Raw genomic sequence first — 14,635 nt, 5'->3', positions numbered from 1 at the left:
CGTTGGCGGATTCGTCTGCAACAGAAGTGAATTTAATCAGCAGAGTCTCCACCGCTCTATCCGTAGATGATACCGCGACTTATGCGATAATGTAAAGGATTTTCTTGATTCTGGACTAATAAGAAAGAGGGACTGAGCAATGTTCCAGTCCCTCGATATTGAGCCAGGTTCCAGTATTCTCTCTAGGTTTGTTTTGGTAATGAGGATTCGCTTAGCAGATTAGTTCAACAGCGCCCCGGCCCGCCGCTCCAGGTCAACCCGTGCGTCCGCGAACGGAAGAGTGCGGGCCGCCGCCGTCAGGCCTTGGATCATCCCCCACAGCGTGGCAACGTCGTCACCGGCGTTCAGGCCTGCCTGGTACCCGGCGATCACCTCGTGCTTGGTGAACGCCTTTCCGGCGAACCACTGCAGCACCTCCCCGCACGCGCCGCCGACTTTCGTCGCCATCGCCCGGGAAACCGTTTCGGTGACAGCTGCTGTCACCGTGCGGCTCTCGACGAAGCGGTTGAGCATCGGCAGTGCCTCGCGGGTGAAGCGGTCGGGAGCCCGGTGCCGGTGCACGATGCGGATGTCGTTGACGTGCTCCGCGCCCCAGACGATGTGGTTTCCGCAGACGGTGTTGAACAGAAACGTCGTGAGGCCGAACGTCGCCGCGCCCGTCTCGGAGTTCCAGAGGAAGAATCCCCGACTGAGTTTGGCGTCGCCGATCTCGACGGGGTTCGCGTCGTGTACGAGGAACGCGAACACGTCGCGGTCTGAGGCGTAGAGCCCGGCGCTCGCGCTCCCGTGGATGGGGTGCGCGGGCGGCACGTGCCAGCCGGTGCCCTCGACGGCCTCGATGAGCGACGCCGTGACGTCCGCGTCCCAAATCCGCCCGTAGGTGGGGCCCGTGAACGCGGCGATCTGAACCTGCTCGCCGGAACCGTTCGGGTACGGCCGAACGCGGAAGAGCAGCTTGCACCGCTCCGGGGAGCGCGCGAGACCGTGCGTGAGGCAGTCGCACACGGTCTGCGGCGGCAGCGAACGGAGGTAGCGCGCGGGCGCGCCGACCGCCGTAGCGAGTTGACTGAACGCCCAGTGGGTGAGGTACGCGGGTGGGGTCTCGCCGTTGACCGCAACAGCGCCCTCCGGCGTGACCGCGAGGTGGACGTGGGCAAAGTGGCGCGCGTCCTCGCTCGACTCCTCGCGCCGCCGCTGGGTGAACGCGTGGAGCGCGGTGAGGTCAGGGAACCGTTCGTCCGCGGGCCGGGTGAGCCACTGCGAGTGCGCGTCGTACAGATTCGTCATGACGGCCGCTCCTCTCCGGCGGGCGTACCCGCCGCAGCGCCCACCAGCTGGTCGATGACCTCGCTGGCCTGCTTGCGGCTGATGTCCGTGACCGCCGCCACGCCGCACGTCCGGCAGAGCCACGCGTCCCCCTCCTCGGCGTTCACGCCGCGCTCGTCGAGCAGGCGGAACAGGTACTTGCGCTGGTTGTCCGTGAGCGGGCGGTCGCCGTCCGCCCGGCGGGCGCGCGTCGAACCGTTCCCCTCCACCGCGTGGCCGTTGCCGTTGACGTACTCCTGCCCGAGTTCCTCCAGCGACATGACCCCGACGTTGATGGCGTCCCGGAGCGCCCGCGCTTTCGCACGCGTCACCGACATGCGGATGATGTGCGGCGCGATGCGCGCGGTGACGTTCGTGGGGTTCGCGTCGCCGTAGTCGCGGAACACGCCTTTGTCCGTCACGACCTCTGCGAGGGAAATCGCGGTCATCTCGTTCTCCGCGGAAGGCCGTTGCACCAGCCTCGTGCGTATCGATTTGAGGCCTTCCTGGTGGGCGCGGTTGAGGAGGCCAGCGTACGTGACAACCTCCTTGATCTCGACAACCCGCCCGTGCTTGTCCTTGATCTCGATGGTGCGGACGAGACCGTTCCCGTCGTGCATGGGATACTCTCCTTTCGTCTTTTGGATAGTTTGTGAAGGTGCGTGCGGCGCGAGCGTGCGATTTCGCTCTGCCGCCGTGGGAGTGAGGGTACGCGAGCGGTAGAGACCCGCAATTGCCGGGGCGAGCAACTTTTCCCCGCTGACTGTGGAGAGCGTTTTCGGCTAGGCTGGACGCATGAACGCTGCGCCCTTGACCATCCTCGGCCAGACAAACTACCGCAATGTGCGACGCCGGTTCGGGCTGAAGCCCGCCGACCGGCGGCGGCCCGTGTACATTGTGGGCAAGACGGGCATGGGGAAATCGACGCTGCTCCTCAACTGCATTGTGCAGGACCTCGTAGGGGGGAATGGGGTAGCGGTTTTCGACCCCCACGGCGACCTCGTCGAGCAGGCACTCGACCACATCCCCGCGCGCCGGGTGAACGAGACGGTCTACGTGAATCCCGCCGACCTCGACTACCCGATTGCCTTCAACGTCTTGCACAGCGCGGACCCGCGCCAGCGGTCGCTCCAGGCATCCGGCCTCGTGCAGGTGTTCAAGAAGATTTGGGCGGACACGTGGGGGCCGCGCTTAGAGTACGTCCTGCGCAATGCAATCTTGGCACTGCTGGAAGCGCCCGGCAGCACACTCCTCGGACTCCCGCGCTTGCTCACCGACGGCGTGTACCGCGCGCGGATTGTGGCTGCCGTGCACGACCCGGTGGTGCGGCGCTTCTGGCAGGTGGAGTTTGAGCAGTACCCGAAGGTGTTCCGCACCGAGACAATCTCGCCAATTCAGAACAAGGTCGGCCAGTTCCTCACAACGCCGCTCACGCGGAACATCCTCGGGCAGACGCAGACGCGGATCGACTTCGACGCCATTCTGAACGACGGGCAAATTCTCCTGCTGAATTTGGCAAAGGGGAAGATTGGCGAAGATACCTCAGCGCTCTTGGGCTCGCTCTTCCTCACGCAACTCTACCTCGCGGCGCTGCGTCGGGCGCACGCGCCGGAAGCGACCCGCCGCGACTTCTACGCGTACATCGACGAGCTGCAGTCGTTCACGACCGAGGATTTCCCGACGATGCTCTCGGAAGCGCGGAAGTACCGGCTGAACTTCGCGGGTGTCGCGAACCAGTTCATCGCGCAGCTGCCGCTGCGCTTCGCGTCAGCGATCCTCGGCAACGCCGGCACATTGGTGGCCTTCGCCACCGGCGCAGAGGATGCCGCCATCCTCAGCCGAGAATTCGCGCCGACCTTCGGCGCGGTGGACCTGCAGAGCCTGCCGCAGTTCGCGACGTACGTGCGGCTGTCCATCGACGGCCGGACGTCGGAGCCGTTCAGCGCGGAGACGCTACCCCCGCGTCCCGCGCCGACGCCCGCGCACCGGGCAGCGATCATCGCGCAGTCGCGCATGCGCTACTGCCGACCGAAGCACAGCATTGAGGAGAAAATCCAGCAGTGGCTGGCTCCAACATAGGGTGGGAGCGTTTTCCCCGAGCACGAAAAAACGGAGAGGGGGAGTTACCCCCTCTCCGTCGTCGGCTTACTTCGCCTTCCGGGCGCTGCCCAGCATGATGAGGTTGTGGGCGAGCACGTCGACGCCCTTCTCCTTCGTCGCGCGCAGCGTGCCCTCGACGTAGAGCCGGGCGCCCTTGCGGACGTACTTCCCGACGACCTCGGCGAGCTTGCCGACGGTGACCACCGCGTGCCAGTCGGTGGTCTTGAGGAGCGCGCCGGTCTTCCGGTCGCGCTCCGCGCGGTTGATGGCCAACCGCAGCACGGCGGTCGGCCCGCCGTCGCCCTCGCTGGTGCGGGGATCAGCCCCGACGACGCCCAGCAGCGTCACTTTGCACAGGTCCATATGGATGAACCTTTCTCCGGTGGTGAGTGGGAAGTGGTGAGACGCACACCGGCTTGTCTCTCCGCGTCACTCAGCAGCACAGAGGGGTGGAGGAGCCGGAGTGTTCGCGGCAGCGGAGCGGAGGCCAAGTCGCCGCATGGCGCGCAAGCCCGTCAAGGTGGAGACTTGTACGACCTTGGACGGGTCGCTGAGACTCTGTGATACCCTGCCCAAGACAGCGGACAAGCCGGACGTGTTTCTTGGTGCCCGATTGTGGCGAGGGGAAAATGCGTGGGTGGGTAATGCCGTGCTGCTCGGAATCGCGCAGCCGCAAATCTGGTCAGGCAGCCCGTATACGCTGGAAGTACGTCGATGTACAGAGCACTAAATAATGAAACAAGGCGCCACCCATCGTGAGTGGCGCCTGCCGCAAAACTTATGAGTCCGGGGTGAAAGGCTTACTTCTTCAATCCCTTGAGGACAAGATAACTCGGAGCCATTGGATTGAATGATGACCTCAGATCAGGTGGAAGAGCGCTCGGTCGCAGTGGGTCAGAACCGTCTCTAAGGTCCGGGGGAAGTGCGCTTACATACAGCGGACTGGAATGAAAGCCACAGAGGCCTTTATGCGTTGCCTCGTGTGTGCATCCATTCACTTTGCATGAACTCATGACGACCTCCTTTCTTAACTAGCGAGACAAATATAAGATTGTCGGGCGATATTGGCAAGACAAAAGGGGAGTAGCTATTGAAGCATTATCGAGCCATCGCTCCTCGCCCCCTCTTCTAATCCTCTTTCAACTCTTGCTCCCACTGCTTCTCAAAGTTGAAAAAGACCTGGAAGATCAACTCATCTCTCCTCTTTGGAAGCTTGTCTCCGAAGTCCGTTCGGAGTCGGCCATAAGCACGGAAAGCATTGCCCAGTGTGCTTATGATAGCCGCAGGCATCGGGGCAAAGAATCCCATGATTGAACCAAATAGCCCGGAGACAGCCCCTGCCTTCTCGGCACCTTTCGCACGATTGCCGATATATTCCCTTTCCAGAATCATGGCCTGCTGCTTCATCACCTTATCGAGTTCGTCAAGTCTCCTTTCCCGAAGAATCTCTCGTTCGGGCTCAGATAAATCACCGGTATCGAAAGCTAGATACTCTTTGAGTTGCTTTCGCCAATCATCCTGATACATGGGAGAAGTCTCATCCCCCCTAACATCTTCGGCGTCTTGGATGACTGAATAGAACCCTTCTGGTGACAGATGCCTGAGCGCGTAGACAGAGCCGCAGCGCAAGAATCGTCGGAGACTACTCTGATTATCCAAATTGGCCTGACTCGGCGGTTTCTGTCTCAGTTTCTTATGCAATTCGAACAGTTCAACCGTCCCTGGCGTGAACGCATACGGGCTTAGATCATAATGCTCTTCAGCCAATGCTTCAGCCGTGAGCAACCCTAGGAAATCATTGGGAACATCGGGTATGTTCCTTATCTTGGCAACGTCTCTCTTGTAGGCGTCCGACCAAAAGGCAGGGTGTTTCAAATAAACCAGCCCGCCCTTTGAAGCAACGGAATACCAAGTCAACAGATTTTCCGTCGTGTCCTTGAGTAACCTGAGATCGATGCCATTGCGATCGAAAAGGATACTCGGAATCAGGACATCCCATAGGACTACTTGCTCGCCGAGGACGAAGCCCATTCTCGTGGTAAGATCAAGATTATCACTGAATCCCACAGCGGTTGTCCTGATCTTCCGGTCTATGATTTTCGTAGTCGTATCAGTACGGATGTCCCTGACCGCACTATCGGCGAGACTGCTCTCCAGAAGATCCCGGATTGCCCCACGAAGACGATCTATAGTCACCCCATTTACGTTCCTAAGGTCGATTTCCAACTTTCCACTGATGCCCCTTTCAGCGTGCAGATAGTCCTTCAGAGCATCAAAATACTGAACGGTATAATCTCTGGCCGCACCCATAGTATTCCATTCCTTTATGGCCACTGCGATCAGTTAACGAACACGATTCATTCAACGAGTGAGCATCAGTGGCGTGCCCGCCCATTTGCCTCAAGCAACGAGACTGAGAAATCTACAAGGGAAGTGGCGTGTGACCAATTTGTGACTACTCGAGAGCCAAAACAACCCAACTGCATCCAAGTCAGTCCAACGACTTTCTGCGGCCAACTACATGCCGTCCATCAAAGTGCATTGGTACTCAATCAGAATCCGATTCGCCTGATTCGCTTTTTAAGTCCCTGGTGTCTACCTATTCCACCACTCCGGCTGAGAGCAAATTACGCGGGTTCGGCCGGAGGAACAAGGGACTTTTCACGGTACGAGACTGCTTCGCCCGAGCGAGGCGCTCGGACTCGCAATGACTACATGAGGTCATTTCTTCAAACCGGCATTGTGTCTGAACGCTGAAATGCTCAGCGCGTTCGGTCTATCCCCCACTTCACCGCGCCGCGACATGCAATGAGGAGGAAAGTGAAGCAGTAGAGCACCGCCATCTCCCCCTTGTTCACAATTGGAAAGAATGCAGATCCGAACTGGAGTTTCCAATGGAATTGGAAATACGCCACGGCCATCGTGCCGCTGCAAATAAACGCCGCCAGCCGGGTCTGAAAGCCAACCATGATAAGGAGCCCCCCTACCAGTTCAATGATCCCGCCGAACCAGCCCTGTGACCACATTTCCGGTCGGTAGTCACTAAGCACACCGAGAATCTTCTGGGCGCCATGGAACGAAAACATGAATCCCGCCATGATGCGCAATACGGCGTAGGCGTGGTCGGTGTACGTTTCAAGCCATTCCATACGTGAGCTCCGTTTTCCGTTGGGTTGTAATTCTGTCTTGATCGGGTTTCTCGCACCGGTTTAGTGAGTAGGTTCGGCTTAGCGTTCACATCTTGACGAGATGCTCGGCCAGCCGATCGAGTGTCTGTTCCAGACCCTTATCGGCGCCGTATCTTCTGATGACCTCATCCCGCTCGGCGGCGGTTGCAAAGAGTGACCTGACAGTCAGCCTTGTTTTTTGTCCTACACTTGCGAAAGTAACAGTCACATGAAAGTTCACGGGCTCAGTTCCTTCGTCTCCGGAATGCTTATACACAAGGCGTTCAGGTCTGGCGACCTCAAGATAGATGATCTTGTTTGGATAGTCGATGCCATCGGGCCCGTGCATGATGAACCGCCAGACCCCGCCCGGCCTTACATCCATCTCGTGCGTCGTGGTCGTGAAACCGTTCGGTCCCCACCATTTCGCCAGGTGCTTTGAATCGGTCCACATCTGAAAAACGAGGTCACGCGGTGCATCAAGGATGCGCGTAGCGGTGATCTCGCGGTCCGATGTGTCGGCGGCGACATTCTTAGTCCGTTCAGCGTTCAAGTTCGGTCTCCTTCGTAAATGTCATTCATGTTGCACCGTCATCGCGGCCAGATGCGCTTCGAGTCGGTCCAGATTCTGCTCGTTCGCGTCAAGGGCATACTTGGCGATATTGTTCCGTTCGGTGACAGACTCGAACAACATATGCCAGGTGATTTTCGTCTTGCCTGCCTGGTTATCCAACGTAATCGTCATCAAAAAATGCGGCGCCGATATATGTCTGAAGACTATGCGCTCCGGCCTCGAGACTTCGACAAAGACAGACTCGTTTTCGTAGCTGGAACCGTCGGGACCGTGCATGATAAACCGCCAATAGCCACCGGGACGCAGGTCAAACTCGTGAAACGTGTTAGTGAACCCCTGTGGTCCCCACCAGCGCATGAACTGCTTGGGTTCGGTCCAGGCTTTCCATACCAGTTCGCGCGGCGCTTCGAAGATACGGGTAATGACGAGTTCGTTGGAGGTCGCTTTCATTCGAGTTACCCCTTACTCATGGTTGACAGGTATTGTTCAAGCTGATCCAATGTCCCTGTAAAGCCCTGCTTCATGGATGTGAACCCGGCCTCGAAGGTTCTACGTTCTTCCTCTGTCGCATTGATGGCTTTTCCGCGAAGAGTGACGGCCGTCCGAATCCCTTGTTCCGAAAAGGTCACTGCGTTCAGCATCTCCAGAGGCCAGGTGGGACCGAACGGGCTCCGGACTATCCCCTCCTGCTCATCAGAGAATGAGACCACATATACGAGTCGTTCAGGAGCGACAATTTCGCGATAGAGGAACTTGCCCAACATGAGTTGGCCATCGGGCAATTTCATTGAATAGTGAAAAACGCCACCGGGTCGAAGGTTCAGCTTGCGGACACGCGTCTCGAATCCCTTGGGCCCCCACCAGTTCGCCAGATGGTCGGCTTCGGTCTAGGCTTTGAACACGAGTTCGCGCGGGGCATCGAAGACCCGCGAGATGACAAACTCCCGGTCGACTGCTTTTGTTTCAGATGATTTGTTACTGTTCATACATCTGTTCCTTCGTCATGGTGTTTTATCATTGGACTATCTTCTGTGAGCATGCTTTTTCACGCGCATTTTGTCTCCCCTAACCCGCCTCTTCCTTTGCGGCTTCTCCACACGAGCTTTTTCTTTCAATTGGATTTCGCGAAGGTAATGGTCCAGTCGGTCGAAGCTCTCTTGCCAGAAGCGGCGATAGCGATCCAGCCAGGCATCCACGTCTCTAAGCGGAGCCGCCTTTAGACGGCAAGGCCGCCACTGGGCCGCGCGGCTGCGCTCGATCAGGCCGGCTCGTTCCAATACCTTGAGATGCTTGGAGACCCCCGGCAAACTCATATTGAAAGGCTCTGCCAGCGCCTGGACCGAGGCCTCCCCCCTGGTGAGACTGGCCAGGATCGCCCGCCGTGTCGGATCGGCCAGCGCGGAAAATGTCAGGCTGAGATTATCACTTACCATACTATATTATACCACCCGGTTAATTAACTTATGAGTTAAATAAGTAATCCGGCGACCCTTGTTAAGGACTTTTTTGGTCTATGTTGGAGGGGAAAACCGGCTAATCAACCGTAACCTTGACGATTATGCGATGGCAACAGATCTCAGAAGCCGGAGTGCAGGGCTTTAATAAGATAGAAACAACCGGCCGAGATGAGCCCCGAGGCCGGGATCGTGAATATCCATGCCCACACGATACGTTCGGCTACGCCCCATTTGATACCCGAAAGTTTGTTGGTGGCGCCAACGCCGATGATCGCGCCGGTGATTGTGTGCGTGGTAGAAACCGGAATGCCCAGATGAGTGGCCATGAACAGGGTCGAAGCACCGGCTGTCTCGGCGCAGAACCCGCCGACAGGTTTAAGCTTGGTGATCTTCATGCCCATGGTTTTGACAATCCGCCAACCGCCGAACGCAGTCCCCAATCCCATGGCCAGATGGCATGACAGGATGATCCACATGGTGCTGACATTGGTGAGTGACAACTCCGCGTCTGGGCTCAGGACACCGCCGGCAATCAGAAGCGCCATAATGATCCCCATCGTTTTCTGCGCATCATTGCCGCCGTGACCAAGAGAGTACAGCGCCGCGGAAAGCAATTGACCTTTTCGGAACAGACGATCCACATCGTTTGGCCGCCATCTCCGGAACAACCAATATACGCCTATCATGACCATGAAACCAATGGCCAGTCCAATAAGCGGTGCGAGCGGGATGAATTTAACGGTCTTCCAGATATTCCCCCAGCGAATCACATCAAGTCCCTGATACGCGAGTCCGGCGCCGGCAACGCCGCCAATCAGCGCGTGCGAGGAACTGGTGGGGAGACCCAGCCACCAGGTCAACAGGTCCCACACAATCGCCCCCACCAGTCCCGCGAGCACGACATAGACATATACGGTATCCTTGCCGTCGATCTTGACGATCTTGGCGATGGTATCAGCCACACGGGGTGCGAAGACGAACATGGCCACGAAATTGAAAAAGGCCGCCCACCAGACGGCAACTTTGGGACTTAGCACCCGCGTGGAAACGACAGTAGCGATCGAGTTGGCGGCATCGTGAAACCCATTGATGACATCAAAGAGCAGCGCCACGCCGACAGTGATGATGATAACAACAAACAGCGGCGACACGGTCACGACGCCTCGATCACAATGCCCTGAACGATATTGGCCACTTCTTCACACCGGTCGGTGGCTTTCTCGAGCCGCTCGAACACCTCTTTCCATTTGATCACGTGCATCATTTCCGGTTCTTCCTTGAAAAGGCGGCCAAGCGCCGAACGAAGGATCTGATCCCCTTCGTTCTCGGCATCGTAAATAGCGCGGCAGTATTTCTCGATGGATGTGCCTCCCTTTTTCAGGTCCCGAAGATTGTGCACGGCGCCGTTGATGGCGGTCGATGCTTTCACCAGTACTTCGGTGAACTGCCGCATTTCCGGCCGCAGCTCCGTCATTTCGTAGAGCATGAGCCGGGACGCGGCCGAATCAACGGAATCGACGATGTCATCGAGGCGTTTCATGAGTCGGTGAATATCCGAACGGTCGATTGGCGTTATGAAGGTCCGGTGCAAGGCGTCGATACACTTGTGGGTGACATCGTCCGCCTCGTGCTCCAGTTCCTTGATGCGATTGGCGCGCACGACCAGTTCCGATGGATTCTCCGAGATTGCATGCAGCTCCCGACAGGTCTCGATGGCCAGCGTGCTGTGGCGCTCAAAGAAATCGAAAAAACTTGTCTCGGCAGGCAGTAGACGCTTAAACATGGACCCTCCAGTCACAGGACAACGAGTGAACCGACATCACAGGACGCGATGCCGCAGGACAGGGCTCGGCGGTAAGTCCGTTCATGCAATTCTCTTCCCTGTTTCAAGCGGACCAGGATGTCGCCCACCAATAGCGCCATCACCGGGCCAAACGCCGGGCAAACTAATACATGAATTAGCAATGTCAACTGTCAGATTCAATGTTGGTGAAGGACAGTGCCGGACAGCTGCCTGACGTCACAAGCTGACGGCCAGCCATTTCCCCCGCTGGTAGTACCAGTAGAAGAGCAGTGCGCTGAGCGCACCAGCCAGACTGATAGACCACCACACCGACAATTCAGAAAAACCGAAGTAGACGGTCAGGAGGTAGACGGGAGCTACCTCCAGCACCCACGCATTGATGAGATTCACGACCATGGTCGGGCCGTTAAGACCAACGCCCGTGTGCACTTGTGCTATCATCATGAATGCGCCAATGAAGGGAAACCCGAGGGCGAATATGCGAAGCATGGTGCTGCCGACGTGGACAGTCTCGGGAGATTCGAAGAACATTCTCATGATCTCGGGCGCGAACAGAAAGACGACGGTCGCCATGCCGGTTTTAAGACCGACGCCCAACAGGATCGCTTTGTCAGCGGTCTCCTTGGCCCGCTTCATTTTCGCCCCGCCGATATTGTGCCCGATCAGGGCGGACAGTCCCAGCCCGATTCCCACCAGCATTGCAACGCCGATCGATGTTACCTGGTTGCCCACGCCATATGCCGCCACCACCGGAGTACCAAACGGCGCCACCAGACGAACGAGGACCAGGCGAGCGCCCGCAAATGACATGTCACCGATCCATGCAGGAATGCCGATATACGTGATTTTCCAGATCGACTCCCAGGTCATTCGCTCCTTGCCTCGCAGGTGGAGACGCACATTTGTCCGACCGGAGTAGAACAACAGGATTCCGACCAGAAACACGATTGTGAAACTCAGAACCGAAGCCCATGCCGCACCTCGAATACCCATCGCCGGAAAACCGAGATAGCCGAACATGAAAATGGGATCAAGTCCCATGTTGAGGACATTCGCCCCCAGCATCAGCGCCATAGCCTGGTGCGGGTTGGCCACGCCGCGCATCGCAGTATAGATCGAATACGTGGCGTACATGATGCCCATGCCGATAAACATGATGCGCCCGTATTGGACACCCAGGTCGAGTGTAACTCCCTCCGCACCGACAAATGTCAACATCGGCTCGGCGAAGATATAACCGATAAGTCCGAATACGCCGCCGAGTGCAAGCTTCATGACGATCGTTTCTTTGGTGAGCTTCTCGACCAGATCGTATGACTTCTCCCCGTAACGTCGGGAGATTAAAGCCACCGAGCCCGGCCCAATCAGGTTGTTGAACGTGAAGAACAGCCAGTGAATACTGGCGAAAAACGTGATGGCCGCTACTGAGGCCTCACTGTCTGACAAACGTGAAACCCACCAGGTATCCACCAGGGAGTAGGTATGCTGCATGAGGAAGCCAAACATCGATGGCAGCCCCATCTTGAGGATTGAAGCAACGATCGAGCCCTCGGTGTAATCGGTGCGCTGGCGCTTATTCACGGTCGGCGGGACGGTCATCGGCGCAAGATACGTTATCGATCAGCAAAGGAAAAGGGGCCCGGCGGCTTGGCCGAGACCCCTTCGCAGAAAGTGATAGTGGACGCACTAAATAAACAGCGGCGCCAGCACGAGCGTAATGGTCGACAACAGCTTGATAAGCACATGCAGCGAGGGACCGGCGGTGTCCTTGAACGGATCACCGACCGTGTCGCCGACCACGGCCGCGCCGTGGGTGGGGTTCTTGGCGCGAGTACCATCTTTCAGTGTCAGGTACTTGCCGCCGTGGGCCCCTGTCTCAATGTACTTCTTGGCGTTGTCCCAGGCGCCGCCGCCATTATTGAGAAACAGCGCCATGAGAATGCCGGCGATCGTGCCGACCATCAGCAGGCCAGCCACTGCCTCGGCGGCAATCAGCCTGTGCCCTTCTGTTATGAACACCTTGAACGCCAGTCCGACACCGATTGGCGTCAACACCACCAAAAGGCCCGGCACTACCATCTTACGGAGCGCTGCTTTGGTGACAATGTCGACGCAGGAGCCGTAATCCGGCTTGAAGTCCGAGGGGAACTGAATGATATCATTCAAACGAGGCAACTTGGCGTATTGACGGCGGACTTCCTCGATGATCGATTGTGCCGCGGCGCCAACCGCCCTAATAGCCATGGCCGAAAAGAGAAACACGAGCGCAGCGCCGAAGAGACTGCCGACAAATACCACCGGATTGGCCAGATTGACTCCCTCCATTTCCTGTCCGGCGTAGTGCGCGACTTCATCCATATAGGCCTGAAACAGCAGGAAGGCAGCCAACGCTGCAGAACCGACAGCATAACCCTTGGTGAGCGCTTTCGTCGTGTTGCCGACCGAATCGAGGCGGTCGGTCTTCTTGCGCACTTCTTCAGGCTGCTGTGACATCTCAACGATGCCGCCGGCGTTGTCGGTGATCGGTCCAAACGTATCCATCGCAAGAATGTATGCGGCGGTCGCCAGCATTCCCATCGTGGAGACAGCAGTTCCGAAAAGTCCGGCGTGCGGTAGTCCGCTTGATGCACCAAGATAATACGAAGCCAGCAACGCAGCGCCCATGACCAAAGCCGGCATCCAGGTGCATTCCAACCCCACGCCCACCCCCGCGATGATGTTGGTGGCGGGGCCCGTCTTCGAAGCCTCGGCGATCCGTTGTACGGGACTATATCGATACTCAGTATAATACTGCGTGATATATACAAAGGCCACTGAGGTCAAAACGCCGATCACTCCGCACAGGAAGAAATGCCACCAGGCGTTCGGTGCAGCCGGGGAATTGAGCAGCCAGTAAGAGGCGCCTGCGAATCCAATCATGGCCAGGATGACGGCCACATAGTATCCGCGGTTGAGCGCTTCCATCGGGTCCATCTTCTCTTCCTTGTCCATCCGGACCGAAACGATCCCGATAACAGAAGCAATGATTCCGAAGGCACGGGCGATCAGGGGAAACATCATCACACCGACAATACCGGCAGAGAATGCAAATCCCTGCTGCTCCGCCGCCGCCGCAAGAGAAGCACCCAGAATCATGGCACCGATATTCTCGGCGGCCGTTGACTCGAACAGGTCGGCGCCACGACCGGCGCAATCGCCAACATTGTCACCCACGAGATCGGCGACGACCGCAGGGTTGCGGGGATCATCTTCGGGAATTCCGGCTTCGACCTTCCCTACCAGATCGGCACCCACGTCGGCGGCCTTCGTATAAATACCGCCGCCAAGCTGGGCGAAGAGCGCTACAAAAGAGGCACCAAACCCATAGCCCACGATCAAGAGCGGAATTTGAGTCTCTTTGACATTCGAAAACGCACTGACTATGGCGTACAGGCCGCCCACACCGAGCAGGCTCATAGCCACCACCAGCAGTCCCGAGACAGCTCCACCGCGGAGCGCGATGCGAAGTGCGTCGTTCAGACTCGTCAGAGCCGCAGTGGCAGTGCGGATATTGCTTCGAATCGAAACCCACATGCCAACATACCCGGCGATTACCGAACAGAGCGCACCGAGCACGAATGACAAGGTAATCCACGCAGCGAGCTCCATAGTGCTGTCGACCGGGTCGAACTCGCGGTGACTCCGTATGAACCCATACCCAATGAACAGCACTACCGCCACGACCACCGCCAGCATGATGATGGTCCGATTCTGGCGACGAAGGAACGCCTCAGCACCTTCCTTGATAGCGTTGGAGATCTTCTGCATAGCCTCCGAACCGGTTGGCCGTCGCAGCACCCACTGGGCCAATGCCCAGGCCGCGACCAGTCCGAGGACGCTGATCCCGATGATTATTCCCAATAGCAGGGATTCACTCATCCGTTACTCCTCTCTCTGCATATATCTCAAAGCTCCAGTAAGATCTCGAAACTGCACCAGCGTCACAAAAAAGCACTAACTGCTTAGTGCTGGCGTGACATGGTGGTGGGGGAAGGATTCGAACCTTCGAAGGCTTCGCCGGCAGATTTACAGTCTGCTCCCTTTGACCGCTCGGGAACCCCACCAATGTTGTGATTTCCGGACCTCCGCGGCTGTACGCCGGCGCAAGTCAGGCGGGAGTATATGAGGTGTTGGGGCAAAAATCAACCGAAATAACATGGAGCAACTGGATTCGGTCAAAAAAAGACGG

Annotated in this window: 13 protein-coding genes, 1 tRNA gene and 1 pseudogene; 1 reads left to right on the top strand and 14 read right to left on the bottom strand. The window is 57.7% G+C overall.

The annotated features are described in order from the left end of the window. Positions 1 to 219 precede the first annotated feature (219 nt). Together AB1644_00460 and AB1644_00455 are read right to left on the bottom strand one after the other, a co-directional pair. Positions 220 to 1,287 (bottom strand): DUF932 domain-containing protein, encoded by a 1,068-nt coding sequence (locus AB1644_00460; GenBank protein ID MEW6049529.1) that lies wholly within the window; start codon positions 1,285 to 1,287, stop codon positions 220 to 222. After that, positions 1,284 to 1,925, bottom strand: coding sequence for a hypothetical protein (locus AB1644_00455; protein MEW6049528.1), 642 nt, complete (start codon positions 1,923 to 1,925; stop codon positions 1,284 to 1,286). The genes AB1644_00460 and AB1644_00455 overlap by 4 nt, the downstream gene beginning before the upstream one ends. A 175-nt stretch (positions 1,926 to 2,100) precedes the next feature. On the opposite strand from AB1644_00455, the gene AB1644_00450 reads away from it, so the two are divergent. Then, the gene (locus AB1644_00450) at positions 2,101 to 3,384 is read left to right on the top strand and encodes a DUF87 domain-containing protein (protein ID MEW6049527.1); all 1,284 of its coding nucleotides are present in this window, start codon (positions 2,101 to 2,103) and stop codon (positions 3,382 to 3,384) included. 66 nt (positions 3,385 to 3,450) lie between these two features. On the opposite strand, the gene ssb is transcribed toward AB1644_00450, so the two are convergent. The 12 genes and pseudogenes from ssb to AB1644_00390 all read right to left on the bottom strand — a co-directional run bounded on the left by ssb (position 3,451) and on the right by AB1644_00390 (position 14,510). Beyond that, positions 3,451 to 3,768: a single-stranded DNA-binding protein gene (gene ssb / locus AB1644_00445; GenBank protein ID MEW6049526.1), complete on the bottom strand. Its 318-nt coding sequence runs from the start codon at positions 3,766 to 3,768 to the stop codon at positions 3,451 to 3,453. A 765-nt stretch (positions 3,769 to 4,533) separates the two neighbouring features. Beyond that, positions 4,534 to 5,715 carry a hypothetical protein gene (locus tag AB1644_00440; GenBank protein ID MEW6049525.1) on the bottom strand — a complete coding sequence of 394 codons (1,182 nt, stop codon included), beginning with the start codon at positions 5,713 to 5,715 and terminating at the stop codon, positions 4,534 to 4,536. A 452-nt stretch (positions 5,716 to 6,167) separates the two neighbouring features. Next, positions 6,168 to 6,554 carry a DoxX family protein gene (locus tag AB1644_00435; protein ID MEW6049524.1) on the bottom strand — a complete coding sequence of 129 codons (387 nt, stop codon included), beginning with the start codon at positions 6,552 to 6,554 and terminating at the stop codon, positions 6,168 to 6,170. An 85-nt stretch (positions 6,555 to 6,639) separates the two neighbouring features. Continuing rightward, positions 6,640 to 7,125 (bottom strand): SRPBCC family protein, encoded by a 486-nt coding sequence (locus AB1644_00430; GenBank protein MEW6049523.1) that lies wholly within the window; start codon positions 7,123 to 7,125, stop codon positions 6,640 to 6,642. A gap of 21 nt (positions 7,126 to 7,146) precedes the next feature. Next, positions 7,147 to 7,596 (bottom strand): SRPBCC family protein, encoded by a 450-nt coding sequence (locus tag AB1644_00425; protein ID MEW6049522.1) that lies wholly within the window; start codon positions 7,594 to 7,596, stop codon positions 7,147 to 7,149. 5 nt (positions 7,597 to 7,601) lie between these two features. Continuing rightward, positions 7,602 to 8,021, bottom strand: a pseudogene (locus AB1644_00420) (SRPBCC domain-containing protein). A 147-nt stretch (positions 8,022 to 8,168) separates the two neighbouring features. Continuing rightward, the gene (locus tag AB1644_00415) at positions 8,169 to 8,579 is read right to left on the bottom strand and encodes a metalloregulator ArsR/SmtB family transcription factor (GenBank protein ID MEW6049521.1); all 411 of its coding nucleotides are present in this window, start codon (positions 8,577 to 8,579) and stop codon (positions 8,169 to 8,171) included. Between the two features lie 143 nt (positions 8,580 to 8,722). Further along, positions 8,723 to 9,754 carry an inorganic phosphate transporter gene (locus tag AB1644_00410; GenBank protein ID MEW6049520.1) on the bottom strand — a complete coding sequence of 344 codons (1,032 nt, stop codon included), beginning with the start codon at positions 9,752 to 9,754 and terminating at the stop codon, positions 8,723 to 8,725. Positions 9,755 to 9,756: 2 nt separating this feature from the next. Then, positions 9,757 to 10,386 carry a DUF47 family protein gene (locus tag AB1644_00405; protein MEW6049519.1) on the bottom strand — a complete coding sequence of 210 codons (630 nt, stop codon included), beginning with the start codon at positions 10,384 to 10,386 and terminating at the stop codon, positions 9,757 to 9,759. Positions 10,387 to 10,623: 237 nt separating this feature from the next. Continuing rightward, a complete protein-coding gene (locus tag AB1644_00400) occupies positions 10,624 to 12,006 on the bottom strand; it encodes an MATE family efflux transporter (protein MEW6049518.1) in 1,383 nt (460 codons plus the stop codon). A gap of 87 nt (positions 12,007 to 12,093) precedes the next feature. Continuing rightward, positions 12,094 to 14,325 carry a sodium-translocating pyrophosphatase gene (locus AB1644_00395; protein ID MEW6049517.1) on the bottom strand — a complete coding sequence of 744 codons (2,232 nt, stop codon included), beginning with the start codon at positions 14,323 to 14,325 and terminating at the stop codon, positions 12,094 to 12,096. A gap of 100 nt (positions 14,326 to 14,425) precedes the next feature. Next, a tRNA-Tyr gene (locus AB1644_00390) sits at positions 14,426 to 14,510 on the bottom strand. Positions 14,511 to 14,635: the final 125 nt, after the last annotated feature.

It is taken from the genome of Candidatus Zixiibacteriota bacterium (assembly GCA_040753875.1).
In the GTDB taxonomy this organism is placed as follows: Bacteria; Zixibacteria; MSB-5A5; order GN15; family FEB-12; genus DATKJY01.
This window is presented reverse-complemented; position numbering and strand designations above follow the sequence as displayed.

Excerpts from the sequence above, each read along its gene's own strand:
- AB1644_00460 (MEW6049529.1), bottom strand. The coding sequence starts at position 1,287 with ATGACGAATCTGTACGACGCGCACTCGCAGTGGCTCACCCGGCCCGCG.
- AB1644_00455 (MEW6049528.1), bottom strand. The coding sequence starts at position 1,925 with ATGCACGACGGGAACGGTCTCGTCCGCACCATCGAGATCAAGGACAAG.
- AB1644_00450 (MEW6049527.1), top strand. The coding sequence starts at position 2,101 with ATGAACGCTGCGCCCTTGACCATCCTCGGCCAGACAAACTACCGCAAT.
- ssb (MEW6049526.1), bottom strand. The coding sequence starts at position 3,768 with ATGGACCTGTGCAAAGTGACGCTGCTGGGCGTCGTCGGGGCTGATCCC.
- AB1644_00440 (MEW6049525.1), bottom strand. The coding sequence starts at position 5,715 with ATGGGTGCGGCCAGAGATTATACCGTTCAGTATTTTGATGCTCTGAAG.
- AB1644_00435 (MEW6049524.1), bottom strand. The coding sequence starts at position 6,554 with ATGGAATGGCTTGAAACGTACACCGACCACGCCTACGCCGTATTGCGC.
- AB1644_00425 (MEW6049522.1), bottom strand. The coding sequence starts at position 7,596 with ATGAAAGCGACCTCCAACGAACTCGTCATTACCCGTATCTTCGAAGCG.
- AB1644_00415 (MEW6049521.1), bottom strand. The coding sequence starts at position 8,579 with ATGGTAAGTGATAATCTCAGCCTGACATTTTCCGCGCTGGCCGATCCG.
- AB1644_00405 (MEW6049519.1), bottom strand. The coding sequence starts at position 10,386 with ATGTTTAAGCGTCTACTGCCTGCCGAGACAAGTTTTTTCGATTTCTTT.
- AB1644_00400 (MEW6049518.1), bottom strand. The coding sequence starts at position 12,006 with ATGACCGTCCCGCCGACCGTGAATAAGCGCCAGCGCACCGATTACACC.
- AB1644_00395 (MEW6049517.1), bottom strand. The coding sequence starts at position 14,325 with ATGAGTGAATCCCTGCTATTGGGAATAATCATCGGGATCAGCGTCCTC.